The sequence below is a fragment of the Mycetocola sp. Y442 genome, from assembly GCF_056898615.1.
Window position 1 is genome coordinate 355,166 of the sequence record NZ_JBXHBV010000003.1, and the last position, 14,068, is coordinate 369,233.

The 14,068-nt window shown below is 66.0% G+C and carries 14 protein-coding genes; 6 read left to right on the forward strand and 8 right to left on the reverse strand.

Annotated elements, in window-relative coordinates; genetic code table 11:
• Positions 1-12 precede the first annotated feature (12 nt).
• The 3 genes from kdpB to AC1X6S_RS13260 are packed head-to-tail and all read right to left on the reverse strand — an operon-like array spanning position 13 to position 3,937.
• Positions 13-2,172 (reverse strand): potassium-transporting ATPase subunit KdpB, encoded by a 2,160-nt coding sequence (gene kdpB / locus AC1X6S_RS13250; protein ID WP_483406219.1) that lies wholly within the window; start codon positions 2,170-2,172, stop codon positions 13-15.
• Between the two features lie 3 nt (positions 2,173-2,175).
• The gene (gene kdpA, locus AC1X6S_RS13255) at positions 2,176-3,849 is read right to left on the reverse strand and encodes a potassium-transporting ATPase subunit KdpA (RefSeq protein ID WP_483406220.1); all 1,674 of its coding nucleotides are present in this window, start codon (positions 3,847-3,849) and stop codon (positions 2,176-2,178) included.
• 1 nt (position 3,850) lies between these two features.
• Entirely contained in the window at positions 3,851-3,937 is an 87-nt protein-coding gene (locus AC1X6S_RS13260; protein WP_033373121.1) for a potassium-transporting ATPase subunit F, read from the reverse strand.
• A 357-nt stretch (positions 3,938-4,294) separates the two neighbouring features.
• Between AC1X6S_RS13260 and AC1X6S_RS13265 the strand changes: the two genes are divergently transcribed.
• Positions 4,295-4,561 carry an acylphosphatase gene (locus AC1X6S_RS13265; RefSeq protein ID WP_483406221.1) on the forward strand — a complete coding sequence of 89 codons (267 nt, stop codon included), beginning with the start codon at positions 4,295-4,297 and terminating at the stop codon, positions 4,559-4,561.
• A 31-nt stretch (positions 4,562-4,592) separates the two neighbouring features.
• The gene (locus AC1X6S_RS13270; RefSeq protein ID WP_483406222.1) at positions 4,593-5,078 is read left to right on the forward strand and encodes a 2'-5' RNA ligase family protein; all 486 of its coding nucleotides are present in this window, start codon (positions 4,593-4,595) and stop codon (positions 5,076-5,078) included.
• 53 nt (positions 5,079-5,131) lie between these two features.
• On the opposite strand, the gene AC1X6S_RS13275 is transcribed toward AC1X6S_RS13270, so the two are convergent.
• On the reverse strand, positions 5,132-5,641 hold the full coding sequence (locus AC1X6S_RS13275) for a hypothetical protein (RefSeq protein ID WP_483406223.1): 510 nt from the start codon (positions 5,639-5,641) through the stop codon (positions 5,132-5,134).
• A gap of 123 nt (positions 5,642-5,764) precedes the next feature.
• On the opposite strand from AC1X6S_RS13275, the gene AC1X6S_RS13280 reads away from it, so the two are divergent.
• Together AC1X6S_RS13280 and AC1X6S_RS13285 are read left to right on the forward strand one after the other, a co-directional pair.
• The gene (locus tag AC1X6S_RS13280) at positions 5,765-5,977 is read left to right on the forward strand and encodes a hypothetical protein (protein ID WP_483406224.1); all 213 of its coding nucleotides are present in this window, start codon (positions 5,765-5,767) and stop codon (positions 5,975-5,977) included.
• A 57-nt stretch (positions 5,978-6,034) separates the two neighbouring features.
• The gene (locus tag AC1X6S_RS13285; protein ID WP_483406225.1) at positions 6,035-6,811 is read left to right on the forward strand and encodes a hypothetical protein; all 777 of its coding nucleotides are present in this window, start codon (positions 6,035-6,037) and stop codon (positions 6,809-6,811) included.
• Positions 6,812-6,882: 71 nt separating this feature from the next.
• Here AC1X6S_RS13285 and AC1X6S_RS13290 read toward each other — a convergent pair whose 3' ends face one another.
• The 4 genes from AC1X6S_RS13290 to AC1X6S_RS13305 all read right to left on the reverse strand — a co-directional run bounded on the left by AC1X6S_RS13290 (position 6,883) and on the right by AC1X6S_RS13305 (position 12,270).
• A complete protein-coding gene (locus AC1X6S_RS13290) occupies positions 6,883-7,725 on the reverse strand; it encodes an SMP-30/gluconolactonase/LRE family protein (protein WP_483406226.1) in 843 nt (280 codons plus the stop codon).
• Between the two features lie 4 nt (positions 7,726-7,729).
• A complete protein-coding gene (locus tag AC1X6S_RS13295) occupies positions 7,730-7,909 on the reverse strand; it encodes a PspC domain-containing protein (protein WP_483406227.1) in 180 nt (59 codons plus the stop codon).
• A 105-nt stretch (positions 7,910-8,014) separates the two neighbouring features.
• A complete protein-coding gene (locus AC1X6S_RS13300) occupies positions 8,015-11,026 on the reverse strand; it encodes an AAA family ATPase (RefSeq protein WP_483406228.1) in 3,012 nt (1,003 codons plus the stop codon).
• Positions 11,023-12,270: an exonuclease SbcCD subunit D gene (locus AC1X6S_RS13305; RefSeq protein WP_483406229.1), complete on the reverse strand. Its 1,248-nt coding sequence runs from the start codon at positions 12,268-12,270 to the stop codon at positions 11,023-11,025. The genes AC1X6S_RS13300 and AC1X6S_RS13305 overlap by 4 nt, the downstream gene beginning before the upstream one ends.
• Positions 12,271-12,418: 148 nt before the next feature.
• On the opposite strand from AC1X6S_RS13305, the gene AC1X6S_RS13310 reads away from it, so the two are divergent.
• On the forward strand, positions 12,419-13,153 hold the full coding sequence (locus AC1X6S_RS13310) for a histidine phosphatase family protein (protein ID WP_483406230.1): 735 nt from the start codon (positions 12,419-12,421) through the stop codon (positions 13,151-13,153).
• A complete protein-coding gene (locus AC1X6S_RS13315) occupies positions 13,137-14,036 on the forward strand; it encodes an NAD(P)H-hydrate dehydratase (RefSeq protein ID WP_483406231.1) in 900 nt (299 codons plus the stop codon). The genes AC1X6S_RS13310 and AC1X6S_RS13315 overlap by 17 nt, the downstream gene beginning before the upstream one ends.
• Positions 14,037-14,068 lie beyond the last annotated feature (32 nt).

Here is a 14,068-nt window from a genome sequence, read left to right on the forward strand (position 1 = left end):
TCAGGAGGTAAATCAGAATCCGGGGACCAGGCTGACGACGAGGTCGATGAGCTTGATTCCGATAAAGGGAGCGATGACGCCGCCGACGCCGTAGATCAGCAGGTTCCTCGACAGCACCCGTGAGGCGCTCAAGGGGCGGTACTTCACTCCGCGGAGGGCGAGCGGAATCAGCACGATGATGACGACAGCGTTGAAGATGATCGCGGACAGCACAGCGGATGCCGGCGAGTGCAACCCCATGATGTTGAGCACGGCCAGACCGGGGAAGACCCCGGCGAACATCGCGGGGATAATCGCGAAGTACTTCGCCACGTCGTTGGCAATGGAGAACGTGGTGAGCGCTCCACGCGTGATCAGCAGTTGCTTGCCAATCGCCACGATGTCGATGAGCTTGGTCGGGTCGGAGTCGAGGTCAACCATGTTGCCCGCCTCCTTCGCCGCTGATGTGCCCGTGTTCATCGCGACTCCGACGTCGGCCTGTGCCAGCGCCGGGGCGTCATTGGTGCCGTCACCGGTCATGGCGACGAGGTTGCCGCCCGCCTGCTCCTTCTTGATGAGCTCCATCTTGTCTTCGGGTGTGGCTTCAGCCAGGAAGTCATCGACTCCGGCCTCCGCGGCAATCGCCTTCGCCGTCAGAGGGTTGTCGCCCGTGATCATCACCGTGCGGATACCCATGGCCCGCAGCTCAGCGAAACGCTCGGCCAGTCCGTCCTTGACGACGTCCTTCAGGTGAACCACACCCAGGATCCTGGCGCCTTCCTCCGGCGACTTCGCGGCAACGACGAGGGGGGTTCCGCCCGATGAGGAGATCCGTTCCACCTGCTCGTCCAGGTCCGCGAGTATGGAACTCGCGGCACGCTTGTCCTGCTCGATCCAGGCAATCACGGCAGAGCTCGCGCCCTTCCGGATCTGGGTGCCGTCCGGCTGGTCGATTCCAGACATCCTGGTCTGCGCGGTGAACGGCACGACGTCACCGACGGCGAAGTCACCGACGTGGACACCCTGCTCGTTGGCGAGGTCGACGATCGACTTGCCCTCCGGCGTCGGGTCGGCGAGCGACGACAGCGCGGCAGCCCGAACGAGCTCCTGCTCATCGATTCCGGCAAGCCTCACGAACTCGGATGCCTGTCGGTTTCCGTACGTGATCGTTCCTGTCTTGTCGAGCAGCAGGGTCGTCACGTCTCCGGCGGCCTCAACGGCTCGGCCCGACATCGCCAGCACGTTGTGCTGCACGAGCCTGTCCATTCCGGCGATGCCGATCGCGGACAGCAGGGCGCCGATGGTTGTCGGGATGAGGCACACGAGAAGCGCGATGAGCACCGGAACGCTCACCTCGGCCGACACCGACGACGCAATCGGGTTGAGGGTGAGGGTGACGACAACGAAGATGATGGAGAGACTCGACAGCAGCACATTCAGCGCTATCTCGTTGGGCGTCTTCTGCCGTGCCGCACCCTCGACCAGCCCGATCATGCGATCGACGAAGGTCTCGCCCGGCTTGGACGTGATCCGGATTACGATGCGGTCGGACAGCACCCGGGTGCCGCCGGTGACGGCGCTTCGGTCGCCCCCCGATTCGCGGACCACGGGCGCTGATTCGCCGGTAATGGCTGACTCATCGATTGAGGCAATGCCCCAGATGATGTCACCGTCTCCCGGTACGAGTTCACCGGCGCTGACGACGACGACGTCCCCGAGGGTCAGATCAGCCGACGAGACCTCGTCGGGGACCGCCCCTGAGGCGGAGGGGTCCCCCGCCTCGTCGTAGTCGACAACGCGGTGGGCGGTCGTACTTGTCCTGGTCTTTCGCAGGCTGTCGGCCTGGGCCTTACCGCGCCCCTCGGCAACCGACTCCGCGAGGTTCGCGAAGAGAACGGTCAGCCACAGCCAGACGGCGATACCCCAGGTGAACGTCGAGGGGATCGCAGACCCGCCCGACGCTTCCGGTCCGCCGAGGAACGGTTCAGCGATCGCGATCGCCGTGGTGAGAACGGCTCCGACCTCGACGATGAACATGACGGGGTTGCGCCACATGATTCGCGGGTCGAGCTTACGGAATGCGCCGGGAACGGCGTCGAGGAGGGCGGCGGGCCCGAACGCCGCCCTGGGTTCTTCCGCCGGTTTCTGCTCGGGAGCGTTCCGTGACGATGACGGTGCGGTGAGTGTGGACATGGTTTACAGCAGCCCTTCTGCGAGGGGTCCCAGTGTGAGCACCGGGAAGAAGGTGAGGGCGGTCACGATGACCGTCACACCGGTGAGAAGACCGACAAAGAGCGGCCGGTGGGTTGGCATGGTTCCCGCTGTTGCCGGAACCTTGTCCTGTGCCGCGAGCGAACCGGCGAGCGCGAGAACGAAGACCATCGGCAGGAACCGCCCGAGGAGGATCGTGACCCCGAGGGCTGTGTTGAACCACGGAGTGTTCGCTGTCAGTCCCGCGAATGCCGAACCGTTGTTATTCGCGGCAGAGGCGAACGCGTAGATCACCTCGGAGAGGCCGTGGTTGCCCGGGTTCCAGATCGACGTCGACTCAACGTCAGAACGGATGGCGGGGATCGCGAAGCTCAGGGCCGTGCCACCGAGAACGAGGGTCGGCATGACCAGGATGTAGAGGCTCGCGAGCTTGATCTCCTTCGGCCCGATCTTCTTGCCCAGGTACTCCGGAGTGCGTCCGACGAGCAGTCCGGCAACGAACACGGCGATGATCGCGAGAATCAGCATGCCGTAGAGCCCAGAGCCGACCCCACCTGGCGCAACTTCTCCGAGCATCATGTTGAGCATCGGCATCATGCCGCCGAGAGCCGTGTATGAGTCGTGCATCGAGTTCACGGCACCGGTCGAGGTGAGCGTGCTCGTCGAGCCGAAGAGGGTCGAGGCGAAGATTCCGAAGCGCTGCTCCTTGCCCTCCATCGCACCTCCGGCCAGCTGTGGCGCCGTACCGAGGCCAGCGCGCTCGACGAGCGAGAGGATGGTGAGTGATGCGATGTAGAACGTCGCCATGACCGCGAGGATCGCAGAGCCCTGACGGCGGTCTCCGACCATGCGGCCGAAGGTGCGTGGCAGCGCGAACGGGATGGCGAGCATCAACACGTTCTGGAAGAGGCTTGTCCACGCCGACGGGTTCTCGAACGGGTGCGCGGCGTTCGCGTTGAAGAAGCCACCACCGTTCGTACCGAGGTTCTTGATGGCCTCCTGCGAGGCAACGGGGCCACCCGGCAGGCTCTGCACGCCACCGGACAGTGTGGAGATTTCAGTGAACCCGTTGAAGTTCTGGATGACTCCGCTCGCGATGAGCACTATTGCGCTGAGCACGGAGAGTGGCAGCAACAGCCGGAGGGTTCCGCGTGTCATATCGACCCAGAAGTTGCCGATGGTACCGGAACGACTCCGCGCAAAACCGCGGACCAGCGCGATGGCAACCGCAATTCCGACGGCAGCTGAAACGAAGTTCTGCACGGCAAGACCAGCGATCTGCACTGTGTAGCCGACGGTCACCTCGGGCGAGTACGACTGCCAGTTGGTGTTACCGACGAACGATGCCGCCGTGTTGAACGACAGGCCCTCTGGCACAGCCGGGAGCCCGAGAGAGTACGGCAGCACGGTCTGGAAACGCTGCAGGAGATAGACCAGGAGAAGACCGATGCCGGAGAACCAGAGCACGCCGCGCACGTAGGCCTGCCAGGTCTGTTCGACAGAGGCGTCCACTCCGATGAGCCGGTAGAAGCCGCGCTCGATCCTGAGGTTCTTCGTCGAGGTATACAGGTGCGCCATGTAGTCGCCGAGCGGGCGATACAGGAGAGCGAGGATGAGGGCAAGGGAAGCGACCTGAAGGATCGCGAAGAGACCGGCCATCCTAGAACCGCTCCGGTTTTACGAGTGCGTACACGAGATAGACGATGGCGGCGATTCCCAGGCCAGCGGCCAGGAGGGAGAAGAACATCACAGCTTCTCAACCCCCTTGGCGGCAAGGCCGACCAGCACGAACACGGCAATGCTGCCGAGCACGTAGACGATGTCAAGCAATTTCGGTTCCTTCAGGGGATTTCTCGCGCAATGCCGACGGGCATGCGGTCACCCGGGCTCGGGTGCGACATCTGATTAGACACCCGGGGTTCAGGGCCTTTGCGGCGTCCTAACGGAATCCAAACGGCGCTTACGCGAAACCTAACGACACCCGAGCAGCGGGTCCGAACGACCCTCGCTGCTCGCGCACACCGAGATGGATTCCGGGGAGGGCCCGTCGTCACAAACCCGTGGGGCCTCTGGTAATCGACACACCCGGCGTGAGAATGGGAGGGTGATTCGCAAACATGTCATCGTGCACGGCAGTGTGCAGGGGGTCGGCTTTCGCTACTGGACGAGAGCCGAAGCTGCGCGCCTCGGTGTCACCGGTTGGGTGCGCAACAGACTCGACGGCAGCGTAGAGGCCGAGGTCGAAGGAACTGAGTCCGCCGTTGCCGCCATGATGGCCTGGCTTCAGCACGGCCCGAGTTCAGCGGTCGTCTCCGATGTGGACAGCGCAGACATCCACGTGAGGAACGACACCGAGTTTTCGGTGCTCTAAAGCCCCGTTCCCCTGGCCGTAGACTCGGCACATGTCGCGCGTGGTGGTGGTCGTTCCCTTGGAACCGCTCCGGGCCGGCGACAGTTTCCTCGTCAGTTCGTGGCCATTGCACATCACAGTGGTTCCCCCGTTTGCAACGGAGGCGGAGACGGCCGTGATCGCGACCGCTCTCGCCGACGCGGTCGGTGACCTCACACCGTTCAGCGTTCGCGCCACCGGGGACGCCCTTTTCGGGCGCCGCCACGACATCCCCGTCACCCTCATTGCCGACGACGAACGCCTGTTCGCCCTCCGCGACCGGCTGGTTGCGGCTGTGCGGCCGCTCGCGACGACACCGGACGAACCTGCTTTCTCGAGGCCGGACTTTCGCCCGCACGTCACCGTGAAGGGTGAGAAGCGGGTTGTCGACGGCCAGGAACTCCACCTGGCGCAGGTCGCTCTCGTCGACATGGCTCCGCGCCAGTCGCCCGGCGGACGAACGGTTCTCGCGACAGTGCCGCTGAACTCGTGCCGCTGAACTCGTGCCGCTGAAACCCGCTCCATTGGAGCCAGGCGTACTGGGCCAGGCCGCTACGCCTGGTCCTCAGCTCCGTCGACCTGCTGCTCGTCCTGGTCGTTATCGAGGAACACACGTTTGTATTTGCGTCCGTCTGGCAGCTCAACAGTCTCAGCCCGAAGAGAACCCCGGCTTACCCGAAGGTAGATGGCCTGCGCGGTGACTCCCAGGCGGGCGGCCGCCTCCGACACGGACAATCCGGGAAGGTCCGTCGGCACGCTGCTCGGTCGTGCTGCCCGCTTGCGTCCCGCCTCGTGACGCTCGGTGATCTCCTCGTCAGTGCCGAGCCAGCGCCATTTCGCTGCCGACGGTTTCAGCCCGGACGCATCGGCGACGCTTTCCCACGACGCGCCGCCGTCGATGGCCTCACGCACCGCCGTGAGGGTTGCCGGGTCTTTCTCCAGCTCTCTGAGAAGTGAACGGATGTCGCGAAGCCGGCTGAGGGCATCCGGCGGCGTTTCGGCACTGTCGCCGTCAACGACGCGGGAGAGGGCTGCACGTGAGGCTGGCGACAGGTATGGCACGGCCCCTATGGTAACTGCAGGCCGCTGCATGACGCGGATCTGTCTCGAGCGCAACCCCTTGAACCGTGGAGCATTAGGCAACAGGGTTGACGCTGTCCCCACCATGACTGTCAGGAGCTAGACATGAGTCCCAGGTTCATCTTCATTCTCGCCATAGCGTTCAGCGCCTATGTGCTCGGTGCCAGGGCTGGCCGGCCGCGTTATGAGCAGATTCGCAAGAGCGTGACCTCGTTCTGGGACGACCCGCAGGTCAAGGCAGCCCGCAAAACCGTCGGCAAGAAGGCCAAGAGGTCCGAAAAGGCGCTCGTGAAGAAGATCAAGCAGCGCAAGCGGTAACCAGCACGACCAGACACGACCAGAATTGACCGACCACACACTTTCCCGGAGGTAACAATGAGTGAGCCCACAAAAGACGAAATTCCCACCCCGGCGGAGGTCTTCGCCAACTCCGACCTGGCCGATGCCCCCGACACCAGCCACACAGACGACGACGCTTCGGCGGACGACTCAAGCAGCAACGAGCCGAACGACAGCGACTCGAACAGCAACGACTCGAACGACAGCGACTCGAGCGACAATGACTCGAACGACAATGACTCGAACGACAATGGCGGGTCGGATGACGCAGACAGCGCTGCCGACGCTGACGCCCCGATCGCTTTCGAAGAGCCCCACGCCGACCAGTCCGGTGACGAGCAGTCGGATGAGTCCGACGGGCAGTCCGATGGCGAGCCGTCCTCGATCGGCGAACCAGACGTGGAGGCCGCAGCGGACCACGCGCACACGGCAGTCGACGAGGCGCCAATCGACGCACCGGGGCTGAAGGACGCCGCCCACGATGCTGTCGAGCGGGGCGCCGAGGCGGTGAAGCCTCTCGCCGAAAAGGCCGATGATGTTGGCGAAGCTGCCGAGAAGGCGGCGCAGGCGGCCCAGGCGGTCGCCGCCCAGGTCTCCGAGAGGCTCGCGAAAGCGGCGGCGATGGCCTCTGACAAGGCGTCACAGGCTGCGGACGCCTCACGCGAGGCGATCGATGCCGCCCGTGATGCAACGCAGGCCGCTGTCGCAGACTTGCGGACGAACTACGAAAAGCGTCCGGGCAGGCTAATCGCTATCGCGGCCGTCGGCGTACTCGCGACCGTCGGACTTCTCGTCAAGGCGTTCCGCCGCTAGACGTTCCCAACACCGACGAAGGCCCCCGACGATCCGTCAGGGGCCTTCGTTCTGTGGCGGGTCAGGTCGGGTCAGCCGGCGTACGGCAGCACGGGCTTGCCAGCCACGTCCACCCTGACGGTGAATACCGCGCCAGCCTCCGGCTCGGGGTCGTCGAGGTTCTCCCTGGAGGTGGTGATGAACAGATCGCGACCGTCCTCTCCGCCAAGGGTGCACGCTGTGACAAGGCGAACCGGCAACGCGATCTCGGTGAGGATCGTGGCATCCGGTGAATACAACCGCACCCGGCCGACGGAGTTCATCGCGACCCAGATATTGCCCTCGGAGTCGACGCAGAGCCCGTCGGGGCTGCCGTCGACTCCGTCGGCGAACGGCCGGCGGTTCACCAGGACGTTGTCGACGACGTCGAAGACATCGGTTCGGCCGGTGGCCGTGTCGTTGTAGTACGCGAGGCTGCCGTCCGGGGAGAAGTCGATACCGTTCGACACCGTCACGTGCGGCAGAAACGTCGACACCGAGCCGGCTGGATCGATGCGGTAAAGCGCCGCGGCACCCGGTGTCTGGTCGTAACCCATCGATCCGGCGTAGAGACTGCCGTCTCGTGCGCACCCGCCCTCGTTCATGCGCACTCCCTGGTCGGTCCACAGCTCGATCTCCGACGTCGGCGGCGCGTCGACATCGTCGGCGAGTCCGATGCCGCGCTCGAGGCCGACGACATAGCCGCCGCGCGTGCGAGGGCGCACGAACGCCGCCACGGTGCCGACGTGCATCCGTGTGACGCCGCCGGAGGCATCGACGGAGAGGATGTCGCCCGCGAGCATGTCGACGAAGCGGAGGCCACCCCAGGTGGTCGACCAGACGGGGCCTTCACCGTGGTACGCGACCGGGTCTGTCAGTTGGTGCAGGGGAGCCATACCGTCAGATCTCGTTCGGGATGAGTATCCACAGGATGACGTAGGCGAGGATCTGTGGGCCGGGAAGCAGGAAGCTCAGCACGGTCAGCACCCGCACCAGGGTGGCCGATACTCCGAAACGATTGGCGACCGCCGCGCACACACCGGCGATGACACGGCCGCGACGAGGACGAATGAGGTTCATGCCTCACAGCCTGTCACCGCGGGCGGCCTCGCACAATCGGGGTTGTACCTGATCCTGAGTCAGGGTGAGCGACCGGCTCAGGAAAGCCGGCTCAGGTAAGCCGGCTCAGGCCAGTTCGAGGTGAGTGGGTGCGGTGCTCATCGCCACGCGGCTCGCGCCCGAGTCGGTGACCTCGATGCGAAGTTTCGCGTGGATCTGTTCCTTCATCGCGTCGACATGACTGATGAGACCGATGGTGCGGCCCCCTGATCGCAGGCTGTCGAGCGTTGACATGGCGATCTCAAGAGTGTCGCCGTCGAGGGAGCCGAATCCTTCGTCGATGAACAGGGTATCGAGGGTGATCCCGCCCGCCTGGTTCGTGACCACCTCGGCGAGGCCGAGCGCGAGCGCGAGCGACGCGAGGAAGGTTTCGCCTCCCGACAGCGAATGTGTGGGGCGGGCGCGCCCCGTGTGCTCGTCGAGGATGGCAAGCCCGAGTCCGGACCGCGTATTGCGGTATTGCACTGAATCGTCGTGCTGGAGCGTGTACCTGCCGCTGGTCATGGTGGCGAGGCGGGCGTTCGCCGCGGTCACGATCTCCTCGAGCTGGGCTGCGAGAACGTAGGTCTCGAGGCGCATGCGCTTCGTGTTGGGTTCATTACCCTGTACGGCACTCGCGAGTGCCCGCACGCGGTCGTATTCCTCCCTCAGCTGGGCGGATGCTTCCTGCTCGGCACGCACCCGGCGCACGATCACGGAGAGCTGGTCGAGGCGCTCCGCCAGAGAGCTTGCGGTCTGGAGTGCTGAGTCACGGATGGCCCTGGTCTCGGCGACGAGAGTTGCTGCTGGCGCGAGATCGACGAGATCGACCGGCAGGTCGGCCAGTTCCGGGTCGGCGAGGGTGGACCTTGCGGACGCCACGGCGTTGTCGAACTCACGGATGCGGACGTCGAGCGCGGCAATTTCGGCTGCGCCTCTGCGCGCAGAATCGACGGCGGACTCGTCGGCGAAGTCGTTCTCGGCGAGTTGGCCGACAAGCGTTTCGGCGGCGGCAGCGAGGGCGTCCTGTCGCGTTCGGGTGACCGAGGTGGCTTCGAGCAGGTCACGCGCGGCATCGAGTCGCTGCTCGAGGTCCAGGGCGCGTTCGGCGACGGAGTCGAACCCCGCGCGGTTCTCGGTAACCAGTGACGTTGCGTCATTCAACCGGGTGGTGGCTTCGACCACATCACGAGCGGCGTTGTCGAGGTCAGCGCGCAGCGCCGTCAGGGTTTCTCTGGCGGTGTCGAGCCGGGTTCGGAGTGCCTCCTGCCTGGCCTCCAGCTCGGCGACGTGTTCATCGGCCGTTTCGAGGTCGACCAGCAGGACCGTCGCGTCGGCCAGCTCGGCGTCGATCTCGTCGAGTGGCTTTGACTCGGCGCGCGCCTGCTCACTCGCCAGGCGCGTGGCGAGGTCCTGAGCGGCAAGCGTCGCCGTCTCGAGGTCGGCGCGGCGGGCCTGGACGAGAGCTCGCGCTTGAGTGATGTCAGCCTCGGTCACCTCGGCACCGTCCCACGACGCGGGCTTCGGGTGCTCCGTCGAACCGCAGACCGCACACGCGTCTCCAGCCACGAGTGCACCGGCGAGCTCGGCCGCGTGGCCGTTCAGTCGAGCACTGAAGAGTTCGTCGAGGTGAGTGGCGGCGGCGAGGTGCGCCGCACTGGCGTCTTTCTCGGTGAACCGTGCCTCGGTGAGTTTGCGGTCGAGCGTTGCCGCGCGCTGGGCCGCAGCCCTGGCCACCTCGAGCCGCGCGACCCTGGCCCTCGCCTCAGGGAGACCGGCGGCGGTAACCCGAACCGTCTTGAGTTCATCAGCGACGGCGTCGAGTTGCGTTGGGAGCTCTGCGACCCGGGTGGTGGCGTCGGTGACGTCGGCCGCACGGGCAGCATGGACCTGTGTGCACCGCTCGACCTCGGCCGAGAGCCGCGGGAGGGCACGCTCTTCGCCGAGCACGCTCTGCAGCGTGCCGAGCGAACGCGCGAGTTCGTCGATGACCGAACCCAGAGTGTCCGGATCGATGTCGGCGGCACTGTCGGCGTCGATGTCGGCGTCGATGTCGGCGTCATTGTCGAGCAGACCGAGGTACACCCCGGTCTTCTCCTTCTCGGCATCGATCGCACGCTGGTACGCCGCCTCGGCACCACGGCGGGCGGCGACATGAGCCCAGACCGATGACGCCCGTCGCGCTCGCTCGAGTGCCTCGCGATCGACCTCAATCGCGCCTGTCTGCGCTTCGAACGTCTCGAGCGTGGACAGGGCACTGTCGCGTCGGAGCTGGCGACGGCGGAGGTCTTGCAACCCCCGGTGCTCGGCGTCGGCCGTGGAGAACTCGGCGTCAGCGACGGTCGCGGCCTCAGCAGCACTCGCGTGTGCGTCGGCGAGACCGGCGAGGATCTCATCGAACCAGGCGAGGGCCGGCTCGCTCGGTGCGTCGTCCTGGACGAGTCCGGCGGCGAGGGCCGCCTGGGTCCTCAGGCTGCCCGCCGAGGAATCGAGCATGGCAGCGAGGTTTTTGCTCCGGCTGACGAGAGCGAGCTCCATTTGTTCGAATCGCTCGGTTCCGAAGAGCGTTCGGAGCACGGCCTGGCGCTCGTCGTTCTTCGCGAGCAGGAACTGCTGGAACCGGTTCTGAGCGAGCAGGATGACCTGGAGGAACTGGTCCTTGGTGAGGCCGAGGATGGCGTCGAGTTCGTGTGCGACGTCGACCGGACGGGCGGCGATACCCTCCCACACACCGCCGGTCAGCCGAAACAGCTCTGCCGTCGCCTTCTGCGGGGTCGTGCCTGTGCCGCGGGCCTTCGGCCGGTCATATTCCGGTGCTCGGCGCACACGATAGCTCGTACCGTTCACCGTGAATTCCAGCTCGACGAAAGTTGGGTCGCCGGTCTCGCAGTAGTCGCTGCGCAGCCTGGACTGGGTACCGTCGTACCGGGGAACACTGCTGTACAGCGCGAAGCAGATGGCGTCGAGGAGGCTGGACTTGCCCGCGCCGGTCTTGCCGGTGATGAGGAAGATGCCGTCGTCGTCGAACCGCTCGAAATCGATGTGCTGCTCGTCTTTATATGGACCGAAACCGGCGATCCTCAGCTGCTGGATCTTCATGCGTCGACCTCGGCGAGGGCGTCAACCGGGCCACGGGCATCCGTCGGGGAGACGCTCGTCTTCATGGGCTTCGCGGCCGCTTCATCGGTCTCGCCAACCGCCACCTCGCCGATCGCCACCTCATTAAGCACCGAGCTGAGGATGTCGGTTTCGAGTTCGGTCGGGCCGATGCCGTTGCGCACGAACTCGAGGAACCCCGAGACGATCTCGGCGTCGGTGCGGGCTCGCACGCGATCGGCGTACGTGGTTTCAGTTGCCGCGGTGGTCACCGCCGGGCGGTGCTCGAGCGTCACGCAGTGCCCGAACCTCCGCTGCAACTTGCGCATGCCGTCGAGCGGTCGCACCTGGTCGGTGAGAATGACAGAGAGCCAGTGGTCTTCGACCGCTGTGTGAGCGGCATCGGCGAGTATCTCGTCGAGGGAACCGGTGATCACCGAGAGCGAGCGCGGAACCGGAAGACCGACCCACTCCACGGTGGACAAGCCATCAGCATCGAGGTCGACGAGCCAGCCGCCCCGCGGCTTCGATGCCTCGGAGAAGGAATAGTGCAGCGGCGCACCCGAGTAACGGACACGCGCACTGAGCGTCGACCTGCCGTGAATGTGCCCGAGCGCGACGTAGTCGGGACCGTCGAAGACGCTCAGCGGGACGTAGTCGATGCCGCCAGAGGTGATGTCGCGCTCGACGTCGCTCGGCTCGACCCCCACAGCGAAGCAGTGGGACAACACGACGCTGCGGCCCCCACGCTCGGCGAGATCGTCGCGGATGCGGTCCATGACGAAACCGAGGACCTGCTCGTGGTTCTTCAGCGGAACATCGGGGTAATGGTGCCGCAGCAGCGCCGGCTCGAGGTAGGGAATGCCGTAGAAGTGAACAGGACCAAACCCGTCGTCGATCGTGATCGGCTGGCTGTGCTGTTCCTGCCGTGTCACGACGTGCACCCCGGCGAGACCCGAGAACCGGGACATGAAGCCGAGGCGGGTCGCGGAGTCATGGTTGCCGCTGGTGAGAACGACGGATGCCCCGGCCTCACGCAGCGCGACAACGGCGGCTTCAAGCACGGTGTATGCCTCGGCTGACGGGGTCGCCGAATCGAAGATGTCGCCCGCAACAACCACCACGTCGACCGAGCGTTCGCGCACCTCTGCGGCGAGCGCCGCAAGCACGGTGCGCAGGTTCTCGATGGTCGAGTGACCATGGAACGTGCGACCGATGTGCCAGTCGGAGGTGTGCAGGATTCTCATACCGACACGGTAACCCGGGCCACTGACATCGCTCGCGTGCGACGCCGGTGGCGCGGATTCCCACCGACGTACTGGCGGCATCCGTTGATGAAATCAAGCCCCCCGCGCTACTTGTGCCTGTGGGTGGTGGCTGTCCTAGTCTTGCGGCATGACTGCAACCCAACTGTGGCTCGTGCGGCACGGCGAGAGCACGGCGAACGTGATCGCGACCGAGGCTCAGCGGGCGGGACTCGAGGCGATAGCGGTTGAACACCGGGATGCCGATGTTCCCCTGTCGGATGCCGGTATCCAGCAGGCAGAGGCGCTCGGTTCGTGGCTCCGAGCGGCGGAGGGCACACCTCAGTCCGTGTGGAGTTCGCCATACCTTCGCGCGCAGCAGACCATCGCCATCGCGATCGAGGAGTCGGGGCGGCCGCTGCCCATCCTCGTCGACGAGCGGCTGCGGGACCGTGAACTCGGGATCCTCGACGCGCTCACTGCGCACGGCGTCGACGTCCGGCTGCCGGACGAGGCCGCGCGGCGACGCTGGCTCGGCAAGTTCTACTACCGCCCACCCGGAGGCGAGTCGTGGACGGATGTCGTGCTTCGGGTACGTTCCTTCCTGCGCGACCTCGATTCGTCGAGCGACGGCGGCCCGGTGCTCATCGCCGCCCATGACGCCGTCGTGATGGTGTTTCTCTACGTCTGCCTCGGCTGGTCCGAGCGGGAACTCCTCGACTTCGCCTCGACCCACACCGTGCTCAACGCCTCGGTCACCCTGCTGTCGAGAGAAGCGGGCGACGCGCGATGGACACTCGATGTGTTTTCACACGACGACCACCTGGAGGCGCTCGGCGCCCCGGTAACCCGACACGGAGGAGACAGCAATGTCCAGCCCATCTGAATCGACGGATGCCGCCACGCCGGCTGGTGAGGTCGTGGTCACTCCGAACCTTCTCCGTGACTGGGCATTGCCCGACGCCGGGGAGTCCAAGTACGGCCGCGGCACAGTGCTCGTTGTCGGGGGCGCCAGGCGCTCCCCCGGTGCGACGATGCTCTCCGGGATGGCGGCGCTCCGGGTCGGCGCGGGGCGACTGACCCTCGCGATCGCCGACTCGGTGGCCTCGGCCGTCGCGGTTGCCGTGCCCGAGTGCGGAATCGTCCCGCTCCCCGAAACCGACGGCACCGTCTCCGGTGAGGGCATCGCGACAGCGGAGCACGATCTCGGAACCTCTGACGCTGTGCTCGTCGGACCCGGCCTCGACGATCCTGACCAGCTCGAGGTGATGCTCAACGCGCTTCCGCCCCTCGTGGGCGACGAGACCGTCGTCGTGCTCGACGCGTTCGCGCTCGGCGTCCTCCCCCGCGTTCCCGACGCCGTCAGTGCGCTCGCCGGTCGGCTCGTGCTGACGCCGAACAAAGAGGAAGCCGCGCGCTTGCTCGAACGGGACCTCAGCGACGACCTCGCCGCCGACATCGCGGAGATCGCCCAACGGTACGGCGCGGTTGTCACCTGCTACGACGCGATTGCCCACCCGGACGGCCGGATCTGGCGCACGGGAAGCGGAGGCGGCGGTCTCGCCACCTCCGGAAGCGGCGATGTCCTCGCCGGCGCGATCGTCGGGCTGTGCGCCCGGGGCGCTTCGCTCGAGCAGGCTGCGGTGTGGGCGACCCACGCCCACGCCGCCGCTGGTGACCGGCTCGCCGTGCAGGTGGGTCCGCTCGGATTCCTCGCGCGGGAGCTGCTCGACGAGTTGCCGCGGGTGCTCGTCGAGATCAACGGGTAGTCGCGCCGCGCGCGCTGCTGTCCGGGGCCGCC

Bases quoted from the DNA above. Each gene is read 5' to 3' on its own strand.
- kdpB (WP_483406219.1), bottom strand. From the start codon at position 2,172: ATGTCCACACTCACCGCACCGTCATCGTCACGGAACGCTCCCGAGCAG.
- AC1X6S_RS13290 (WP_483406226.1), bottom strand. From the start codon at position 7,725: ATGGCTCCCCTGCACCAACTGACAGACCCGGTCGCGTACCACGGTGAA.
- AC1X6S_RS13315 (WP_483406231.1), top strand. From the start codon at position 13,137: ATGTCCAGCCCATCTGAATCGACGGATGCCGCCACGCCGGCTGGTGAG.
- kdpA (WP_483406220.1), bottom strand. From the start codon at position 3,849: ATGGCCGGTCTCTTCGCGATCCTTCAGGTCGCTTCCCTTGCCCTCATC.
- AC1X6S_RS13295 (WP_483406227.1), bottom strand. From the start codon at position 7,909: ATGAACCTCATTCGTCCTCGTCGCGGCCGTGTCATCGCCGGTGTGTGC.
- AC1X6S_RS13260 (WP_033373121.1), bottom strand. From the start codon at position 3,937: ATGTTCTTCTCCCTCCTGGCCGCTGGCCTGGGAATCGCCGCCATCGTC.
- AC1X6S_RS13270 (WP_483406222.1), top strand. From the start codon at position 4,593: ATGTCGCGCGTGGTGGTGGTCGTTCCCTTGGAACCGCTCCGGGCCGGC.
- AC1X6S_RS13280 (WP_483406224.1), top strand. From the start codon at position 5,765: ATGAGTCCCAGGTTCATCTTCATTCTCGCCATAGCGTTCAGCGCCTAT.
- AC1X6S_RS13285 (WP_483406225.1), top strand. From the start codon at position 6,035: ATGAGTGAGCCCACAAAAGACGAAATTCCCACCCCGGCGGAGGTCTTC.
- AC1X6S_RS13305 (WP_483406229.1), bottom strand. From the start codon at position 12,270: ATGAGAATCCTGCACACCTCCGACTGGCACATCGGTCGCACGTTCCAT.
- AC1X6S_RS13310 (WP_483406230.1), top strand. From the start codon at position 12,419: ATGACTGCAACCCAACTGTGGCTCGTGCGGCACGGCGAGAGCACGGCG.
- AC1X6S_RS13300 (WP_483406228.1), bottom strand. From the start codon at position 11,026: ATGAAGATCCAGCAGCTGAGGATCGCCGGTTTCGGTCCATATAAAGAC.